We start from the raw sequence: 18,968 nt of genomic DNA, 5'->3' as shown, positions 1-18,968 counted from the left end.
AAAATTTCAAAAGCCATGAATTGGAATTTTAAGGGTGTCTTTTATTTTCATACCTTAAAAGTAATAATTTCACTTGTATTAACTGGATGGTTCATTTCTTTGTATGAAAGTTTGGCAATTAGGGAGATAATACTCATGTTCCGGAATAAACCGTCCTTGCTAGGGCCTCTATCAGTTCAAATATAATTTACACAGCCGCGCCTGCTTGAAAATAAATGAACCAAAGAAATAGGTATATCTAATTGAAAATTTACCGTAAATTTCGAGCTGTAACATTTCAATCTAAATTAACAAACTACCCATGGCGCTTCCTGAAAATTACAGTTGGGTTCCAATTTTAGCTAGCCTTGTAGGAGGTGGAGCTTGCGGGGCTTTTTTAAAGCAACTTTTTGACAACAGACGGAATAAAATTCAATCAATAACCCGTTCAATTGAAATCAAATCGTTCTTTGATGCTCAGGAAAATCAACTGTTAAACTCTCAACTCACTTTAAAAGAGTCATCCCAGGTTTTCACATTTTCAAATCTTTATAGCGGCACCATTGAGATCATAAACTCTGGTTTACACGATTATGAAGAGTTTGAGTTTGGCATCACATGCCCGCAAAACGTTAAATTAATTCATGTGAAAGCTGTCAGTACAGATCGACATCACGTTACTGAAATTAATCAACTTCCATCTCTAGAAAATCAAATAAGCTCGTTCGACATCAATTTGAAGCCATTTAATCGCAAAGATATTTACAAATTTGATATCCTCGCAACTACTACCGAGGGACAGTTTAACGCGCTCGATGTTACTATTAGTACATCTAGGCCGATCAAATGGATAAACCCCATGCATACACAAAAAATAATCGCTGAAATCGCGCTAGAAATGCCACTTTTTCCGCTTGGAATTTTAATGACACCCATAAGAAACTATCTCAAGATGAGAGAATAAAGACCCTTACCTAAGGTGAAGCAAATTTTGTATTGATGTAAATTCAACTTCAGAGACTATAACTGCTTATCCAGTCTTCGTAAAAATAACGCCTAATTAATGCTTAGCATAACTATTTAAAATCGTGGTATATTCTAATGAATTGCCTTGGGTCATTAAACTAAATATCTATGGCGGCATCCAGGCAAAATCCATCGGAGCTGGTTCATCACTTTTCAATAATAATACGGCTTCAGATAATTCACTTTCAAAAAGCCAATTGATTTGTTCTACACGTCATCCACCTCGCATCTAAACGCAAACTTGGGCAAATCTGATCCTTTGGCCTCTCCTATAGACCAAGCATCGCTCCTTTCGGCTCTCCAGCTTACTTTAGTTATGAACATTGATTTTGGGGTTGAGCGTTAAATTTTAAATTTACTAATATAAAAAATTCATTGTAAAACATGTTTAAAGCTGTGGATCTAACAAGAAGTTTATGAAAATACATTCCTTATTGAAAAGGACTAGCGGTATTGTTCTGTCCTGAAATTACGAGTGAAAGTGTTCAAATTGCAAATAACTGCCTTTTCTCCAAAAAGTAAAATCACCCCTCAAACCCTCTATCATTGTTAAATTAAATTGCTCCATTACACTTTAAAAGCTTAAGAAATTCAAAAGATTCTTCTTCTATCCATTGATCATTTTTTATAAGATCCTGTATAAGTGGGACATATGATTGACAAAATAATTCTGGCCTCAAACCAGATAGCTCCAGTTCAGGAATCCACCTACTCTTATGATACTCCATCAACACAGGTAGCCGCTCGTCAGGATTATCTGGATAAAGAAGTTTAATCTCACAGCCCTTTTTCAGTAATTTCTCTTTTATATTTTGATATATATGAAGCCCATGATAGTCCCAATCACAAGAGTAATAGATCGGCAATAGCAACTTATCATTAGAGAGATAGTCAAAATTTGCAGTATTGCTACCACCGACATACCATAGTTCAACATCATGCTCTCTAGCAATCCATGGCGTTTTCAGAAATGCCAGATTTTCACATAGAACTATGGTCCTTGGGCTTATGCAATCTACGATGAATCTCCATTGAAGATTCTTGGGATCCTTGTCTGGAAAGGCAGAAATATCCAAGAGCTTGCACACTGCAGAGTGCAGGCTTGGATGCTCCTCAAGATACTTAGAACCAAACCCCTTAAAAACCACATTTGAGAATTTCCTAACCGTTGTTAAATTGTCCTTTAGGGTATCCTTGTTTTGCTCGATAAACATTAGCGTTAAAATGTCCCGGGCTGTATATTTTTGTCTGGAATCAAGACTCAGTTCATTTGCTGATAAGAAATTATTGAAGCGTTCGAAGTCCTCCTTGAATTCTTTTTCATAATATTCTTTGTAGCCCCGTTGCGCTTCTAATATTTTAAGGTTCCCCATTCTAAACCGCAATAGTTTTTTTTGTCTGATCAGTACCGCAGCGATAAAGGGATTAGCGGATATCTTTGCAGAGGATTGCCCTTTGAGGTATAGTTCATTCAGCGCGCGGTAATGCCGCCAGATCAATCCCTGGTTTCCTTTCATATTCCTTTCTTAATATCATTATCACAAAATATCCCTACAGGGCGGTAATTCACTGGTGCATCGACTTCCATATTCTTATGTAGCATATAAATATATTGATCCCTTTCATTGAATTTTCCCACTGGGTTGATCGACATGGAGATAATCTGGTAATCAAATTCCCGGGCAATTTCGTAAAGCATATCATAATTAGAACCCAGCCCTTCGGCCTCATCAATTGGCATTACCCTTACAGCCTTTCCCTGGTTCTTTCCTTCTTCTCGGCTCATTACAGATAAACGGGCAATACACAAAAGCGCAATAGCCGCATAAGTCTGGCCAGTGCTTCCCTTATTTATCCTTCCGGAATCAGACTCCATGGTAAAGCTCAGGTCGTAATAACTTGCTGGGTCCAATAATTTAGCGACCTTGAGATCTGGAGATCTATTACCTCCACACAACTGGAAGGCATCGATCATCATCTCGGTGAGACCAACTCTTTTTGATAATCTGTTTACCAGTCCGTCCTCTGGTGCAAATAATCCAACTTCCTTTTCCACTTTTTGTTTAAAGGCATCCATCCATTCCTTTGGAAAGCCTAAGGCAAAGTTTCTCTTGAGCCTTGCATGGTAACCTCCGGCAATATTATGTCCTGTCTTTAAAAAATTATCTATTCTGCGGACCACTTCCATCTGTTCAGTGATTGCGTGATCCACATCATCTAAAATGTCCTTAATCTTTTGGATCTTTCGATCGTTAAGCTGTCTGTTCTTATCGTTGATCCGCATGAGGTACCGCCTGATTACCTCAATAGCATCGCCATCGATTTCTCCGGAAACCGCTTCGGCAAATGCTTCCGGGAGAAGTGATTTACTGAGCGAGAGAAAATCATCGTTTTCATGAAGCTTATAAGCCTCTGAAGGAATAAAATCCTTGATAATCTCTCCATAAGTTATCAAACAGGCCTGTTCTGAATTGATGTATTCTGTATTTGCTTCTTTTGGATCACGAAGTTTGCCAATCATTTCGATTGGATCCTGATCAGGATAATCTTTCTTATATTCCTCCTTAAGTCTTGTGAGTTCTTGTTCAGATTTGGTAAAATTGGTATGTTTCTCTTCCCATTCATTTACTTTCTGGAGCGCTCTGGTGATACGTCTTAAATCGAGTTGCAATAGTGAAATCTCCGGTTGAAGACCTCCATATGACCAGTCATCCCCACTGTGTTCACGGACCGGTGAATAATTTTTGATATCAGTTGCACCCTGAATATGAAACAGGTCCTTCGAAGATTCAGTCAGATCAACTACGATCCCCTCAACCTGGGTCTTATAACTCCTGGCATTAAAAATGTCCGTAGCTAAGTCACTTTTTTCAAGGATATAGGAATTATACTCTTCCAGAACTGCTTCTTTTCTATCAAAATAGCCAAGTAGCTTTTCCATTTCTTCATGAGCAAAGCTTAAGTCATCAATGGTATGATAAGCCTCTAGCATTTCTTTTTTGCGATAAGCAGACAAAAGTCCATTTTGATTATCCAGGGAGAGAAATACCTTTTTAAGATGCTCAAGATCTTTGACTTCGCTGGATAGCTTGCGGATGCTTTCAGCCGTTGATTTCCCGATCTGGTCGAAATAGCGTCTGATTTTTCCAGGGTCAAAAACTTCCAATATCTGTTGCTCAACATTTTTTATGTATTTTCTAATGCCCCGTAAATCGATCCAGAAACCGTTATCTTCCCGATCGGAAATCGATAATTCGAGGAATAAGGTAGCAGGCAAGGGAAGATAGTCTTCCTGGCTATCAGGCTTGTGGCGGGGTAGTTCCTGGAGTGAGAGGATGACACTCTCCTCCTCTTTAGAAAAGCTACGCTTTTGAGATAATGCCCAATAAGCAAGTGAGTCGGGATTATCGATATCCAGATACCTGCTGAGCAGCATCTGTTGGGCAAGAACTTCAGCCTTTGTAACTAACCTGCTGTCTAAATTGGCAAAGAAGACACCATTTCCATCTGCCATAATTTCCTCGAATAGAGATAATACTTTTTCAACAGAGAGCGTACTAAAACTATTTTTGAGGATTTTTTTGAGGGAAGCATTTGATATATTATTGGCATAGATCACCTTAAGCCCACTCAAATCACATTGTAGCTTAAATAGTTTGTCCTCAATGAATATTGCCCCATCATATGCCGGCTTTAGATTCAACAACTTGTTCTCTATGACCTGAAACCTTTCGGACAAGGTAGGCAAATTGCTGTCCGAATCTTCAAGTCCTTTCTCGATGATAGCCTGGATTTCCGGGATTTTTTTACTGGCATGAGTATATTCTTCAAATATATTTTCCAGGCGATCAAGATCCAGATCATATTCCTGGTTTAAATAAGCAATTTTTTTATTGCGGTAATCAAAGTACAGCAGGTCACGTTCTTTCATTTTTTCCTTCAAATCAATAAGGGCAGCCTGCTTTAGGGTCACCCTTTTGATCTCCTCAACATTATTACCATACTCACCGATAGTGGCTTCCAATTCATGAACGGCCTGCTTAAATTTTTCGTTTATCTCCAGCGCCTTTTCACGTCCGAACAGAAAGTCCTTGATACTCGCACTCTTCTGGGTATCAAGTGTCTTTCCCCTGGAGAAAGACTGCAGGATACTGGCATAATCTTTAAGCAATCTATCGCCGGAGGCCAGATCCATAGGAAGGATCTGCTCTTTGAAAAGGATCTCGTGGAACTTTTTGGGTTTAAGCCAGGATTCACAAAAATAACCGCGTTCAAGAACATGGTCTTTCAGAAGATCAATAGGCAAGATCTGATCATCCTTTAGGAAATCAGCATACACTATGGGATTGCTCAAAGGAATTATCGGATCATAATCAAACCCCTGCTGGATGATAAAACTGTGTGTCGAACGATTTCCTGTTTCTATGCAGGTTCCGATCACTAGGTACTTCTGAATTGCGACCTCAATGTTCAAAAAGGCATACCCTATGCTGTTGGAGCGGGACTTTCCAGATTCTTCAAGTACCATGCCGGTGGGTTTTCGTTCTCCTGTTGCTTTTGTAGCGGACTCAAATGCATCTGAGCCGACGAAGATAAGCTGCAAAAGATCGGCGATCATACTCTTGCCAGCACCGCTTTCACCGACGAAATCCGTACGGAATTCGTGGAAGCGGTAATCAAATTCCTGATGGTGGATAAGCCCAAGTGTAGATAGGCTAAAAATTCTAGGATAGCTTTTCATCTTTTTCTTCATTTAGCCATGATTCTATGTTATTTATATAGTCGCCATAAATCTTTGGCAAACGCTGAAATGAGGGCATAACATCAAATAGTTCGCCTTCAAAAACAATCCAGCCAATTTTGCGAAATTCATCCATTGCACCTGCAATTATCTTATCGACCCGTTCATCATCCATGTGGGTATTTTTGTCCCGTCTGGCTTTTGCAAGAGTTCTGTAGATACCAGGTTTCAGCTCCTCGTAATCCAACCTTAACATACGCTGGAAGCGACTGACCGTATTGAGTTCAATGTAGCCATCTATAAAAATAACCTTGAATAAGAGAAAGCCGATAATGACATACTCGTTTGGTAAAAAATGCCTATTGTCCTCAGGTATGCCCCCCCTTGATTTCGCTATAAAATCAATGAAGAAATATTTTTCAACCGTTTCACCACCATGATCTAGCACGATGTCGAAGTATTCTTCGTAATAGAGCCGCATGCTTTGAAAATTCTCGTTTATAAAGCCGAATATTTCAGTTTGGGTTCTATAATCCTGTATATGAATCCCATTTTTTAGCGCATAATCAACCTTAGAAAACAGACGAGGAGCATCCTCATGCATCAAAAACTTTAGTGCTTCATTCATTTCTTTTCAATTATCATCTCCCAAAGGGAAATATTTGTTCCTGTCCCTATTACGAGTTCATCGGTAACCGTTAGGTTATATCTGGGATGCTGACCAAAAACTTTTAGGCATCTATATGCAAGACCGATACCCAGAGCAATATCCTCTGTTTCATCTTCCCCCATGCACAGAAAAAAATAGTTGGAAAATTTCAACTTACCGGCGGGAACCAGATCGTTCATGATCTTATCGATCCAGATTGATATAGCGTCCTGTTGTTGAAGCTTGTTACTAAATGACCTAAACACTGTTGCCCTGGCTTCCTCGTCCTCTTCTGCTACGAAACGTTTTGTTGCCTTTAGGGGAAAAAGATCCCGTTTACGCTCAAAAATGCAGAAGTTCATTCTATCCTGGTAGACTTTTAAACCGGGGATTCCAGTTGGCAAGTCAATGGGCCGCTTAGTAGCCTTTTTAACTGTTGTCAACTTGCTGTAATCGATAAGGTGGGTTAAAAACCTTTCGATCCTGGCGTTGAATAGCGGTTTGTTAAGATTGGAAAACAGCTGTTTAACTTTGGGTTGTACCCTATCTAACCTACTATCTACCAGAGAGAGTGTCTGTTTCATTTCCTGAAAAAATGAGATCGCACTTTAGATAAGATCGCCCAACTTGTCATCTTCGTTTTCTATTGAGATGGATTCCAGTTTTCGTCTGATCTGATCCATCTCACTAAACCCCGCCCTGAGCTCATTGTTTTGCTTTCTGATGAGGTCAAACCGCTCATCGATCTGCTTTAGCATTAATGTAATATCCCTGCTCTTTGCACTTAAGTTCTGTCTCATTTCGATTACCGAGTGATCGATCTGGCGGTCCAAAAAATCTATCTGTTGGCGGAGCTGGGGCTGAAATGTCCGAAAATGAATTGCAAACCAATCCCCAAGATTATTGCGGATTTTTAGGTCTTCTAATTTCTCCCTCAGGGCAAGGCAGATCTTTTCTATGATTGTCGGGTCAAAGCTTGCCTTCAATGTATTACTGGCCCGCCTGCAGAACTCGTTTGCATACTCCTTTAATTTGTAAACCTGCCTTGTTTCATCATAGTATAAAAAATATTCCTGAAGGTCTGCGATCAGCCTATTATTGAATTCCCAAGAGTTCCTCTCGGTAATACCATTTACCTTTGCGGCAAAAGAAAGCGCCTGATGGACATCGTTTTCGGTAAAGGTTTTGTCCGGAAAAGAACCGCTCTCTATCCGCTCATATAGCCAGATCACAGCAATACCAGCCCTGGGGTCAGGAAAAAGAAGATTGTAGGTTGAGCCTTTTGATATTTCCTTTAAAAAATCAAAAGCCGTTTCATTAAAATTATCCAAGAGCGCAGATATTGATAAAAAATAAATTTACGATTTTAATTCAAAATATTGAACAGTTACCATTCAACGTGCGGCCTTTTTTGCCAAAATGCCTACCGATGTAAAGTATGGCTGGAAACTTCTGTCCATTTTCAAGGAGATGCGTATCTTTGTTCATGACACTCTCCGAAGTTTTCAATACTAGAGAACTTGCCTATATCTTTTTAGGCATCGTTTTTTTTATTTTTTCCTGCTTCAACAAGGGCATGAGCAAAGACTTTAAGCCAGTGCTTAGTGCTTTGTTTATAAAACACTTCTTAATTATTTATGCACTGACTATATTATATACTGGTATATGTGTTACGCTACTTTCTAAAATCGGGATGTGGGATTTTAGCCTGCTCAAAGACACGATTGTCTGGATGATTTTCGCTGCATTGCCCTCAATGTACAAGGCTGGACGAGCACCAGATATAAAGCAGTATTTTAAGACGACACTAGTCGAGCTGGGCCAGATAACAATCTTATTGGAATTTGTCATGGGGCTGCATACTTATGCTCTGTGGAAGGAATTATTGTTAGCGGCCCTTGTATTGTTTCTAAAAGGCCTGATCTTCTTTAGCCAAAAGCCGGAACAGGTGCAGGTTCATAAGATCTTCAAAAAAATCGACGCAGCAATTTCTTTGGGAATGATTTTGTTAGTTTGCATACATCTGTATGAAAATTTTTTGCAGTACTGGACATTCGCTTATTTTGAACAGTTTGCCTTATCTCTAGAGCTTACTCTGATGCTGATTCCATTTCTGTATTTGCTAGCGGTCTACATGAGGTTTGAAAAAACCTTCACCACAATCAACAGCCGAATCAAGCCCCCTCAACTCTTAGTTTTTACCAAGTGGATGCTTGTGCTTCATTTCATTAACAACCTTGCAGGCATAAAAAGGTGGGAGCAGCAGTGTTTCATTCGTCGACCTACAACCAGGCAGGAAGTTCTAAATTCAATAAAGGATGTTAAAGAACTCCAAACGGCTGAGGCGAATCCACCTGAAGTTCTCTTAACTAATGGCTGGTCACCGTATCTTTCCAGGGATTTTATGAAGGTCCATTTGCTGGGTGCAGGTCAATACGTAAATCATTACGACGATTCCTGGGGCGCCATATCATCGACCTTTCATCTTTCAGGTGATTATTTTGCCAATGACATCATATACGAGGTAACTGGAACTAAAACGGTGGTTACCCAAATTGAACTGATTTTAAAAGTTTTTGACCGCAGTAAAAAAGGAAATGCTCACAAGGTTTTTGTCAAATATTTTACGCTCCTGTTCGACGAAGTTTTCTCCGGGGATACTGTGCCTGTCGAGTTAATCAATAAAATTCTCAAAGGAAAGAAGTACCAAATGGCATACAATAATTATCTCCTTGTATGCCATTTGGACGAATACAACAATCACTTAAACACCTACAACCTTAAGGTCGCGATCCGGCATCCAAACCATGTTGTCTAGTAGCATTCCTCTTTTTCAAGCCTCGGAGTTTTGATTTGATCATCCTGTTTATGATAGGCAAAGAAATTAACGTATTACAAAGGTACATCTTGCAGTGATTAAAAACACTTTGTAATTTAGTGCGGTTCTTACCCTAATGTACGCATTGCCCTTGTCTAAATAATCGATAACAATATTACTATTTTTGTGTAACTATCTATCGTAATATTTTACAGATCCAAAACCTACGTGGCATGAATTTCAAGATTACACTTAAAGCTTCGTTTTTATGTAACTAATAACGTGTAGTTTTTGTGCGCTTGATATATCTACTTCCATACGCGATAAAGGATTATAGCATAAATTACGCACCCAGCTAACAACATTAAGCAGGTTTCAAATTGAGTTTCCGGAAAAGTAAGCGACTGCAAAACGTAAGCACCAAAAGACAAAACAAGTGCAGCAAATGAACTAAAGCTAAGTATCCATTTTCTGGCCGTGCTAAGCTGAGTCAGAGTCTGAACCACGGGTTCTTCCGCTACAGCTGGCAAAGATAGCGACAAGTCAACATGTGCTGCCAGTTGGTGCCAGGTATAATTCCTTGGCAATACATCAGCTTTTTCAATGCGCTGAAGCGAGCGGAGGCTGATGCCTGCCCTATCTGCTAATTCCTTTTGTGTTAGAGGTTTTTTTAGATGCGCTTCTTTAATCATCATAGCAATTTGTTGTTTATTTAACAGCGCAATTTCTGGTACGGCATTTAACGACATTTGGGCGGCATTTGTGGTGAAATTATTCAAATCAGTAACTAATATACTAATTTGCACCCTGGAAGCGACCTAGCTTATTCATGATGTTAGGGTAATCAATTAATAATCTTTAAAAGTTTAATCTTATCACAATGGCAGGAATTATAGGCGAACTAATCATTTCATGGCTCTTACTTTGGTTTATTTGCAAAAAGCATCTCTCTATTTTAGGGTTTAAACCAACAAAAAACAGGACGACCGATTTAGCCTTTGGACTTTTAATAGCAGGATTCTGTTGTACTATATATCTAATGATGACAACAGCATTTGTTAATAATAGCTGGGTATTAAATAAACAAGTAACAGGAAAAGGAATACTGGAGAGTTTAAGGTGGACCTTAATATCCGTCTTATATGAAGAATTAATTTTTAGAGGCGCTCTACTTTACATCGCAATTAAAAAGTTAGGCGTTATAAAAGCATGCATTCTCTCGGCGGTTTGCTTTGGTATTTATCATTGGTTCACTTATAACTTATTTGGAAATCCAATCATGATGACCGTTACTTTTTTGATGACAGCAATTGTTGGATTTTCGTGGGCTTTCGCATTTGCCAGGACAGGATCTGTTTACTTGCCAATAGGTTTGCATTTCGGGTGGAATATGTTTTTTACTGTTGTTTTCTCTAACAGTAACAATTTTCAAGCAATGTTTGTAAGGGCAAATGAAAACCAATTGCAAGGCGTTTTATCGTGGTTAACTTTTCTATTTCAGGTATTCGCATTACCAATTCTTACATTCTGGTATCTTAATGGACTTTCAAAAAAACAAAAGCTTTCTGCTCACAAGACCACTAACAGCTAACATCAATTTTAATATACCTACATACGTGCTGTAAAAAATACCTTCATTTTTGTGTAATGATATCTGTCTAATAAGAAAAACCAAAGTAAATAATCGCTATTCAAATTTTGACATTGATTCCATTGATGCTCATTAAGTTTTTCTATGGAATGGGCTGGCCGCTTTTAATCGACCAACTATCCGAAGCCTTTCAAAAGGAGGTGGTAGAAAGCCTCATCGAAGGAAAGTGCCCGCCCGAATGAACGGCCATAATGGCTGCGCTCCCGCTACGCCACCCTTCGAGACTTAAATCCCTTCATTTTCTTTACCGGCCCCTTATTCCTTGATTAGTTTCTTAACGCTCCTCCATTGCAAAACCATCCGGGGGGCTGGTAAAAAAAGAAAAACGTAAAAAATAATTAACAATTAAAAATCAAGAATCATGCAACAGGAAGATTAACAGCAGACGCAAAAGTTAAAACACTTGAAAACGGAAAGACCTAGTCAGATTAAGATCTTTAAGTGTTTGATAAGGTTGGATCCAAACCACCGACCAAAAGATTCTAAGTCTTCTAGCACACTATCCCTAGTATTAGATAATATATGCTTTTCTGACATGTAAAAGCACTTTACGAACTATTTTTGAAACCGCAAGACTTACTCCGGTACGCATTTATTACGGTTTTTATCGAAAATTGAAATTGTGTTTATGCAGATTATACTACAATAAAAACAAAAGGGCTACAAGAAAGTCGGCCGATTATGTTTCGAGTATTGTAAATATTCTTAGATTTAATAGTACTAGCACTGGTTCCATGAAAACAGATTTTATGACATTTTTTGAAAAACTGTCTCCTGAAGACCGGGATACACTAATCGGTGATTTTTTAAAGAATCTTGAGGGAGAACCCACTGAGCCAATCCTGATAAGGAAGACTTTTAAGATTTCAAACCAAGGCACTGAAGAAGAAATTAGGCAAAGAATCGCTGAGGTGTATGGTGTCTCTGTGGATCAACTTCCGCCTATGGATATAAAATCTGAATTTGAAAGGAACCGGAATAATTGGATGCAAGTTTCTGAACTTATCGCACCTTATAAGGCATTTCTAAAAGGCCAGGCTCATACGAGCGCAGATAAATTTGAAGAGTTAAAAGACATAGGGCGCTTCATTATAGCTTGGCCAGACAAGCTGGGTTTGATTATCCCAGACGAACCCTTGGAGTATCCGGACTTTACAGTACAATTGTCTGGCCGAACAATCGGCATTGAACATACTCGGCTAATAAACCCAACTTTAAAAGCTGCGTTTAACAGTGCAAAACAGCTTATAACAGAAGCGGAGATTATTTTAAAGAATAGAAATCTCGACTACAAACGGACAGTTAACATTTTCATTAATTTTTCTAAACCGGTTATCAACGGAAGTAATTTTCACAATCGGAAGTTCACACGTAAGGAAAAAAAGCAAATGTCAATTGCAATTGCTGACTATATCGAGAGTTTACTTTTAGAAAGAGCACTTGAAAAGCCAATATTTATTGAAGATGTTGTTATTACAACGAGTCAGGATTCGAGAATCGACCTGATTTTAGCCGAAGAATATATTGCCAAAGAGGGTTTTGTTGATTTACTGAATGCACGGATTCTGGCGAAAGAAGCAAAATTCGACAATTATATTTCGGCCACGGCACTGAACTCATGCTGGTTGCTGGTAATAATTGATGGAGTTAGCAGCTTCTCTGGCTTCGATCTTCAAGAGCTTAAGGAAATACAGACCAGTAATAAATTCGAAAAGATCATTCTCTTCGAGACTTTTGGCAGTAAAATCTTCATTTTATAAATCAAAATTGAAACTGCTACATACTATTTTATTATTACCATGTCTGACCACAAATTTTAATATTTATATCCCGATGTATTATAACTATAGCGACAACAGTACTGACATGAACAAAGAGGCCTTATATGGCCTCAACGAAATCATGAAGGTATATAATCCGGTAGCATCTTACCATATAAACGACGCCAGCATTAGACAAACTTTAGGTAAAGGCGTCTTTATATGCCGATACTGCGGGAAAACCAAACCTGAAGTTAGCTTCAAAAGTAAAGCTCATGCAATCCCACATTTTATTGGAAACAACATTTTATTCACAGATAGGGAATGTGACGGTTGTAATGGCAAGTTCGGCAGAATGTTGGAAAACCAATTCGCTGGGTTCATGCACCTTGAACATACCGTTTCTGGTGTCCGTGGTAAGAGAGGCTATCCAAAGTTCAAATCCAGTGATGCAATCATTGAAACCACCGGATCATTTGTGGATTGGAAAGATATTCCTGACGAAAATCTGGATTATGATCAGAAGACAAGAACGTTAAAAATTGAACAGAAGATGCCAACGTTTATTCCTCTTGCAGTGTTCAAATGCTTAGTAAAGATTGCTGTCACTATTATGCCAGAGGAAGATATTCTCGATTTCAAAGATACCATCACCTGGCTTAACGAAGAAAACCACCAGTCCGGCGACTTCAATTTAAAATACCTTTGGCTGGTTCACGGAAAGTCTTCCTCGATAGATCAATTTGCCGAACTATCGGCTATACTTGTCAAAAAAAATGTTACTGGACCGGCGGATATGCCCTATATGATGCTTAGACTCACTTACAGTAACTTCTTGTTCCAAGTTCCAATACCTTTATGTAAGAAGGATGATTCTTCTTTAAAGATGAATATCCCTTACATTCCAAGCTTGTTAGATTTAGAGCATGGGTTTGGCCGTATGAAACTTACGCTAATGGATATGCATTCTCCTGAGCCTTTTAAGGGAGCGGAAATTGACTTTACTTTCAATGATCTTGATGGTACTAGCACTTATGAAATTGTGGATGAATCATAGTAACTCAGGTCTAACCAATACGGTAGCCGAGATTACGCGCCAGATAAACATAAAATTGGCAATAATTAAACCAAAAATCCCTCTCTACTTTCGTAAAGAGGGATCTGTACCCAGCGCCGGAGTCGAACCGGCACGGTTTCCCACTGGTGTTTGAGACCAGCGCGTCTACCAATTCCGCCAGCTGGGCATTTCCCTTATTGCGGGGTTGCAAATATATTCTTTACACCCTGTATAAGCAAGATTTATTTTAATTATTTTCTTTCAATTTCTTATCAACGTAAAACGGTGCAAAAGGCAATAAAGAAGCACCTACAATTAACACACCCTTGCCAACACTCCATTTAGCTTCAACCCAGGCCATTATGAAAAATGCGATGTACAATACAAACAGCAAACCATGAGCCCAGCCAGTATACTTAACAGCAAGCGGCATATCAGCCCAATACTTAAGCGGCATAGCAATAAACAACAAAAGGATATAAGAGATCCCCTCTAAAATAGCAATTTTTCTAAAAACGGATATGGTATTCATATTTTGAATTAATTGTTCGGGTCGAAAATACAGTAAACTAACTGTTTAAAAATTAAAACTTCGCATTTTGACAATCAGCAAACCTGTAGTTTACAATTAACTAACCAAACAGCTAATTGAGCAAACCGACCAAACAGCTTAATTGATCAGCCAAACAGCCTATTTAATCCTATCCAGCGACTGCCGGATCCTTAGCAAGTACTTATTCCGGTAATAGATATCCTTAATAGAATGAAGCGCACTTTCCTGTGCCTCAGGCACCAGGTTTTCAAAGAAAGCAGTTAAAGCATACAGCTCATCAAACAAATCCTTTTCAATTTCGTCAACCTGTAACTTCAGCTGCAGCAGCTTACTGGGATCTGGTTCGAATTCCAATTCCATCAGCGCTTCATTCACGTCCATCATTTCCATTAAAAAAGTTTGGGGAAGAACATAGTTCTCCCCTTCCTTGATCAATCCTTTTAAATCCAGGATATATTGCAGGCGTTTTTGCGGATCGCTTAAAACCTGGTAAGCCTTGTTGTTGAGGGTGGATAACTCCAGCACCTCCTCTTGTTTCTCCGGACTTTCATTGATGTAAAAGTCAGGATGAAACTCCTTGCTCAACGCATAAAACTTCTGTTTGATGACGTTGGGATCCGGATTGAAGGTAACCGGCAGACCGTATAACTCAAAATAATCCATAAGACGCTACCCGGTGAAGGCTTTAAAGATATCGTTCCCCATCACAAACACCATGAGGGACAGCAGGATGATAAAGCCCACCATTTGTGCCCTTTCCATAAACTTATCACCAAGTGGTTTTCCTTTAATCATTTCAACTAATAAAAACACCACATGGCCGCCATCTAAGGCAGGAATAGGTAAAAGGTTCATGAAAGCTAAGGCGATAGATATAAATGCCGTAGAAGCCCAGAATCTGGCCCAGATCCATTCACCACCATACACCTTACGTGCAATCTCCACAGGACCTGAAAATGCTTTGTTGGCATCCACTTTACCCGTAATTACTTTGGCGATCCCTTTAGCATTGGTGGTAAATTGCACCCATGCTTGTTCTATCCCAATTGGTAAAGCTGCTAACAGGCTGTAATGCGTAGTTTCAATTTTAATTTCATCCAAATTAAAATTAATGCCGACCAAACCTGATGTATCTGCGGGTAGCTTTAAGGCTAAATTTTCTCCGGCACGGTTAACGGTAAACACCATTTCCTTACCTTTATTTTTCTTAAGCTGATCTCTTACATCTACATCGTATTTAACAGGAACATCGTTGACGGCGGTAACCCGGTCGCCTTTTTTTATCCCGGCTATATAAGCGGGTTTATCCTTGATCACTGTATCAATGGTGGAAGTGAGTAATGGCGTGCGACTGATAAATTCTTCTATCCCTAAAACTGATACCTCGTTAAGGATGTTATCCGGTACTTTGATGTATAAGGTCTTGCCATTTCTAACCACGGTTAGGTTGGTGTTTCCCAATAAAACCTCAGGACTGATCAATTCTTCAAAACGGATGACTTTAGTGCCATTGACAGCAATGACCCTGTCGCCTTTTTGTAAGCCAATTTCTCTTCCTATTGACCCCGGGTTGATTCCATTTTGAACAGAACTGTTCGGCACAAAAGTCTCCCCATATTTAAAGGTCATCATCCAGAAGATGAAAATACCAACAACAATGTTAACAAAAACGCCACCCAGCATCACGATTAAACGCTGCCAAGCTGGTTTTGACCTGAACTCCCATGGCTGGGGTTCCTTGCTCATCTGTTCGGTATCCATGGATTCATCGATCATACCGGCAATTTTCACATAACCTCCCAAAGGAAGCCAGCCAATGCCGTACTCACAATCACCACGCTTTATGCTGAATAATTTTACGCCCCAGGCATCGAAAAACAAATAGAACTTTTCTACCTTAATCCCAAACGCCCTCGCCGCCAAAAAATGTCCTAATTCGTGTAATATTACTAATATCGATAATCCCAGTAACAACTGGGCCGCCATAATCAGTCCGCTCATATATTATATTAATGTGTTTTTGATTTAAAATTTTTTACTTTGTTACAAGTTCGCCTGCGAATATACGGGTATGTTGATCAGTTTCTAAATAATTATTTAGCGTTGGCTGGTCAACAAACTCCATTTCTCCCATGCACCTTTCAATAATATCGCTCATTTCCAGGAAGCCGATTTTATCCTGTAGAAATGCGTCTACGACAACTTCATTGGCCGCATTCACGATGCAAGGCATATTTCCCCCTTGTTTCATCGCCGTAAATGCCAGATCCAGGTTCCTGAAACTTTCGTTATCCGGCTGGAAAAAGGTTAATGAAGGATAATCCATGAAATTGAACCGCGGAAACTTGCTTTCTACTCTTTTCGGATAGGCCAATGCATAATGTATAGGCAGTTTCATATCCGGCAGGCCCATCTGCGCCTTCATCGATCCATCCTGGAATTGTACGATGGAATGAATAATCGATTGGGGGTGAATAATGACATCAATCTGATCAACATGCAAGTTGAACAGCCATTTGGCTTCAATCACTTCCAGCCCTTTGTTCATCATCGATGCTGAATCTATGGTGATCTTTGCCCCCATCACCCAGTTGGGATGTTTTAAAGCCTGCAATTTTGTGACGCTCGCCAGAAACTCCCGGTCTTTACCCCTGAATGGACCTCCTGAAGCCGTTAAATAAATCTTCTCTAATGGATTTTCTTCCTCTCCGACCAGGCATTGAAAAATAGCGGAATGTTCGGAGTCTACAGGAATAATCTTTACGCCATGTTTTTTAGCCAGGTCGGTAATGAGTTCACCGGCCACAACCAAAGTTTCTTTGTTGGCCAGGCCAATGTCCTTCCCAGCCTCAATGGCGGCAATGGTGGGCTTTAAGCCTACGGAACCTACGATAGCAGTAAGCACCAAATCTGCCGACGGCAAACTGGCGGCTTCACATAAAGCAACTTCACCGCCCAATACCTTAATTCCGGTGCCGGCCAGTCCTTCCTTTACGCTTTGATATTTGCCCGCTCCGCAAATCACCACTAGCTCCGGCTTAAATGCCAAAGCCTGGCTAATGAGCAAAGCATCATTCTCCATGGCGGTCAATGCAACCACACGGTAACGCTCAGGATTAGCCTTAACCACTTCCAGGGCCTGGGTACCAATAGAACCGGTAGACCCAAGTATACTTATATTTTTAATTGTCAATAGTTTTATCTCCTATAAACGTCCTTTTCCAGACGATGTTATTTAATCGTAAAATTGCTTAAACTGTCTGCAATTTTCCTGTCGTTAGCTAAACGCGGAACTTTGTTTTGTCCGCCGAGCTTGCCCTCTGCCCGCATATAGTTGACGAAAGCGTCTTTCTGCAAGGTGCGGATCACCAGGGGCTGTAAAATTTTTCCTTCAATCAGGTCAAAATAGTAAATATTTTTCTTTTGTAGCGCCTCATCTACCTTTTTGCTGAATGCGCTAAGGTCCTGCGGGCTTTTGGAGAATTCAATAAACCATTCATGGTAAGGAAGGCCCCCATCAGGGTCATTAACTTGTGGTGCTACGGTAAATTCTGTAATCCCCACCCCTTCTTCATTGGCCACACTTAACAAGGCATGTTCTACTTCTTCTCCGATGACATGTTCTCCAAATGCAGATATAAAATGTTTAATCCTGCCTGTCACCATGATCCGATAGGGATTTTTGGAAACAAACTTCACAGTATCACCAATGCTGTAACCCCAAAGCCCTGCATTGGTATTTAAGATCAGCGCATAATTAGTTTCCAGTTCAATCTCTCCCAGGCTTAAACGTGTCGGCTCATCATTATAATATTCGTCTGCCGGTATAAATTCATAAAACATCCCTGCATCGGCAAGTAAGAGCAGGCCTTTTTCCTGCTGACTGTCCTGGTAGGCAATGAAACCTTCAGAGGCGGGATAGGTTTCTATAGCATCAATTTTTCTGCCAATACTGGCTTGTATTTTAGCACGGTAAGGTTCGTAATTAACCCCGCCATAGACAAAAAGTTTAAAATTAGGAAAGATATCTTTGATCTTTTTACCTTTCGATTTCTCTGTCAGTTTATCGAAGTACATCTGTACCCAGGGCGGTATGCCCGAAATTAAGGTCATATCCTGGTGGATGGTCTCCTCCACAATGGCTTCTACTTTTTCTTCCCAGTCTTCAATGCAATTTGTTTTAAAGGACGGAAGCCTGTTTTTCTGCAGGTAAGCGGGAACAAGGTTAGCCACAATGCCGGATAAACGGCCGATTTTAATGCCATTTTTGGTATCCATCACCGGACTGCCCTGCAAAAAGATCATCTTCCCGTTCACGAAATCAGCTTTTCCTGTTTCATGGATATAGGTTAATAAGGCATTGCGGGCTGCCTTGAGGTGTTCAGGCATGGATTCTTTAGAAATCGGGATGTATTTTGCGCCAGAGGTAGTGCCGGATGTTTTTGCAAAATAGGCTGGCTTGCCTTTCCACATCACGTTTTCTTCACCTGCTACAACCCGGTCTATATAAGTTCTTAAGCCTTCATAATCCCTTACCGGGACCTGCTTTTTGAAATCTTCGTAGTTTTTGATCGCTGCGAATCGATGGTCTTTACCAAAAGCTGTGTGCTGTGCTTTGGAAACTAAGGCAGTGAGGGTGTCATGTTGTGCCTTAACTGCATTATTCTTCCATTTCTCTATGCGCCTTACGATAAAGGCGGCGAATGGCTTACTGATCGCTGCTTTTAATCCCAT

General features: G+C 39.9%; 16 protein-coding genes and 1 tRNA gene. 5 read left to right on the top strand and 12 right to left on the bottom strand.

The features are described 5' to 3' along the window. Positions 1–301: 301 nt before the first annotated feature. On the top strand, positions 302–943 hold the full coding sequence (locus tag WG905_RS00770; protein WP_339589775.1) for a hypothetical protein: 642 nt from the start codon (positions 302–304) through the stop codon (positions 941–943). A gap of 616 nt (positions 944–1,559) precedes the next feature. On the opposite strand, the gene WG905_RS00765 is transcribed toward WG905_RS00770, so the two are convergent. Genes WG905_RS00765 through WG905_RS00745 form a run of 5 tightly spaced genes read right to left on the bottom strand, consistent with a single transcriptional unit; the run spans position 1,560 to position 7,726 of the window. After that, the gene (locus WG905_RS00765; protein ID WP_339589774.1) at positions 1,560–2,522 is read right to left on the bottom strand and encodes a hypothetical protein; all 963 of its coding nucleotides are present in this window, start codon (positions 2,520–2,522) and stop codon (positions 1,560–1,562) included. Next, entirely contained in the window at positions 2,519–5,758 is a 3,240-nt protein-coding gene (locus tag WG905_RS00760; RefSeq protein ID WP_339589773.1) for a hypothetical protein, read from the bottom strand. The genes WG905_RS00765 and WG905_RS00760 overlap by 4 nt, the downstream gene beginning before the upstream one ends. After that, a complete protein-coding gene (locus tag WG905_RS00755; protein WP_339589772.1) occupies positions 5,730–6,374 on the bottom strand; it encodes a condensin complex protein MksE in 645 nt (214 codons plus the stop codon). The genes WG905_RS00760 and WG905_RS00755 overlap by 29 nt, the downstream gene beginning before the upstream one ends. Beyond that, entirely contained in the window at positions 6,371–6,979 is a 609-nt protein-coding gene (locus WG905_RS00750; protein ID WP_339589771.1) for a hypothetical protein, read from the bottom strand. Before WG905_RS00750 ends, WG905_RS00755 begins: the two co-directional genes overlap by 4 nt. Before the next feature lie 24 nt (positions 6,980–7,003). Further along, positions 7,004–7,726, bottom strand: coding sequence for a hypothetical protein (locus WG905_RS00745; protein WP_339589770.1), 723 nt, complete (start codon positions 7,724–7,726; stop codon positions 7,004–7,006). Positions 7,727–7,833: 107 nt separating this feature from the next. On the opposite strand from WG905_RS00745, the gene WG905_RS00740 reads away from it, so the two are divergent. Then, on the top strand, positions 7,834–9,213 hold the full coding sequence (locus WG905_RS00740; protein WP_339589769.1) for a hypothetical protein: 1,380 nt from the start codon (positions 7,834–7,836) through the stop codon (positions 9,211–9,213). 308 nt (positions 9,214–9,521) lie between these two features. Here the strand turns inward: WG905_RS00740 and WG905_RS00735 are convergent, their stop codons facing one another. After that, a complete protein-coding gene (locus tag WG905_RS00735) occupies positions 9,522–9,992 on the bottom strand; it encodes a helix-turn-helix domain-containing protein (RefSeq protein WP_339589768.1) in 471 nt (156 codons plus the stop codon). 101 nt (positions 9,993–10,093) lie between these two features. Between WG905_RS00735 and WG905_RS00730 the strand changes: the two genes are divergently transcribed. The 3 genes from WG905_RS00730 to WG905_RS00720 all read left to right on the top strand — a co-directional run bounded on the left by WG905_RS00730 (position 10,094) and on the right by WG905_RS00720 (position 13,681). After that, the gene (locus tag WG905_RS00730) at positions 10,094–10,804 is read left to right on the top strand and encodes a CPBP family intramembrane glutamic endopeptidase (RefSeq protein ID WP_339589767.1); all 711 of its coding nucleotides are present in this window, start codon (positions 10,094–10,096) and stop codon (positions 10,802–10,804) included. A 794-nt stretch (positions 10,805–11,598) separates the two neighbouring features. Beyond that, entirely contained in the window at positions 11,599–12,624 is a 1,026-nt protein-coding gene (locus WG905_RS00725; protein WP_339589766.1) for a hypothetical protein, read from the top strand. A gap of 7 nt (positions 12,625–12,631) precedes the next feature. Continuing rightward, positions 12,632–13,681 carry an HNH endonuclease gene (locus WG905_RS00720; RefSeq protein ID WP_339589765.1) on the top strand — a complete coding sequence of 350 codons (1,050 nt, stop codon included), beginning with the start codon at positions 12,632–12,634 and terminating at the stop codon, positions 13,679–13,681. A gap of 107 nt (positions 13,682–13,788) precedes the next feature. Here WG905_RS00720 and WG905_RS00715 read toward each other — a convergent pair. From WG905_RS00715 to WG905_RS00690, 6 genes are all read right to left on the bottom strand, one after another. After that, positions 13,789–13,868: transfer RNA gene (locus WG905_RS00715), tRNA-Leu, on the bottom strand. A gap of 60 nt (positions 13,869–13,928) precedes the next feature. Then, positions 13,929–14,213 carry a DUF3817 domain-containing protein gene (locus tag WG905_RS00710; RefSeq protein WP_339589764.1) on the bottom strand — a complete coding sequence of 95 codons (285 nt, stop codon included), beginning with the start codon at positions 14,211–14,213 and terminating at the stop codon, positions 13,929–13,931. A 159-nt stretch (positions 14,214–14,372) separates the two neighbouring features. Next, entirely contained in the window at positions 14,373–14,897 is a 525-nt protein-coding gene (hscB, locus tag WG905_RS00705; RefSeq protein WP_339589763.1) for a Fe-S protein assembly co-chaperone HscB, read from the bottom strand. Positions 14,898–14,903: 6 nt separating this feature from the next. Continuing rightward, positions 14,904–16,235, bottom strand: a complete 1,332-nt coding sequence (gene rseP / locus WG905_RS00700) for an RIP metalloprotease RseP (RefSeq protein ID WP_339589762.1) — start codon at positions 16,233–16,235, stop codon at positions 14,904–14,906. 34 nt (positions 16,236–16,269) lie between these two features. Further along, positions 16,270–17,421: a 1-deoxy-D-xylulose-5-phosphate reductoisomerase gene (locus WG905_RS00695; RefSeq protein ID WP_339590125.1), complete on the bottom strand. Its 1,152-nt coding sequence runs from the start codon at positions 17,419–17,421 to the stop codon at positions 16,270–16,272. 44 nt (positions 17,422–17,465) lie between these two features. Next, entirely contained in the window at positions 17,466–18,968 is a 1,503-nt protein-coding gene (locus tag WG905_RS00690) for a GH3 auxin-responsive promoter family protein (RefSeq protein WP_339589761.1), read from the bottom strand.

Source organism: Pedobacter immunditicola, assembly GCF_037482985.1.
Classification (GTDB): domain Bacteria; phylum Bacteroidota; class Bacteroidia; order Sphingobacteriales; family Sphingobacteriaceae; genus Pedobacter; species Pedobacter immunditicola.
Note: the sequence above shows the minus strand (reverse complement) of the source record. Positions and strands in the feature narration are given on the sequence as shown.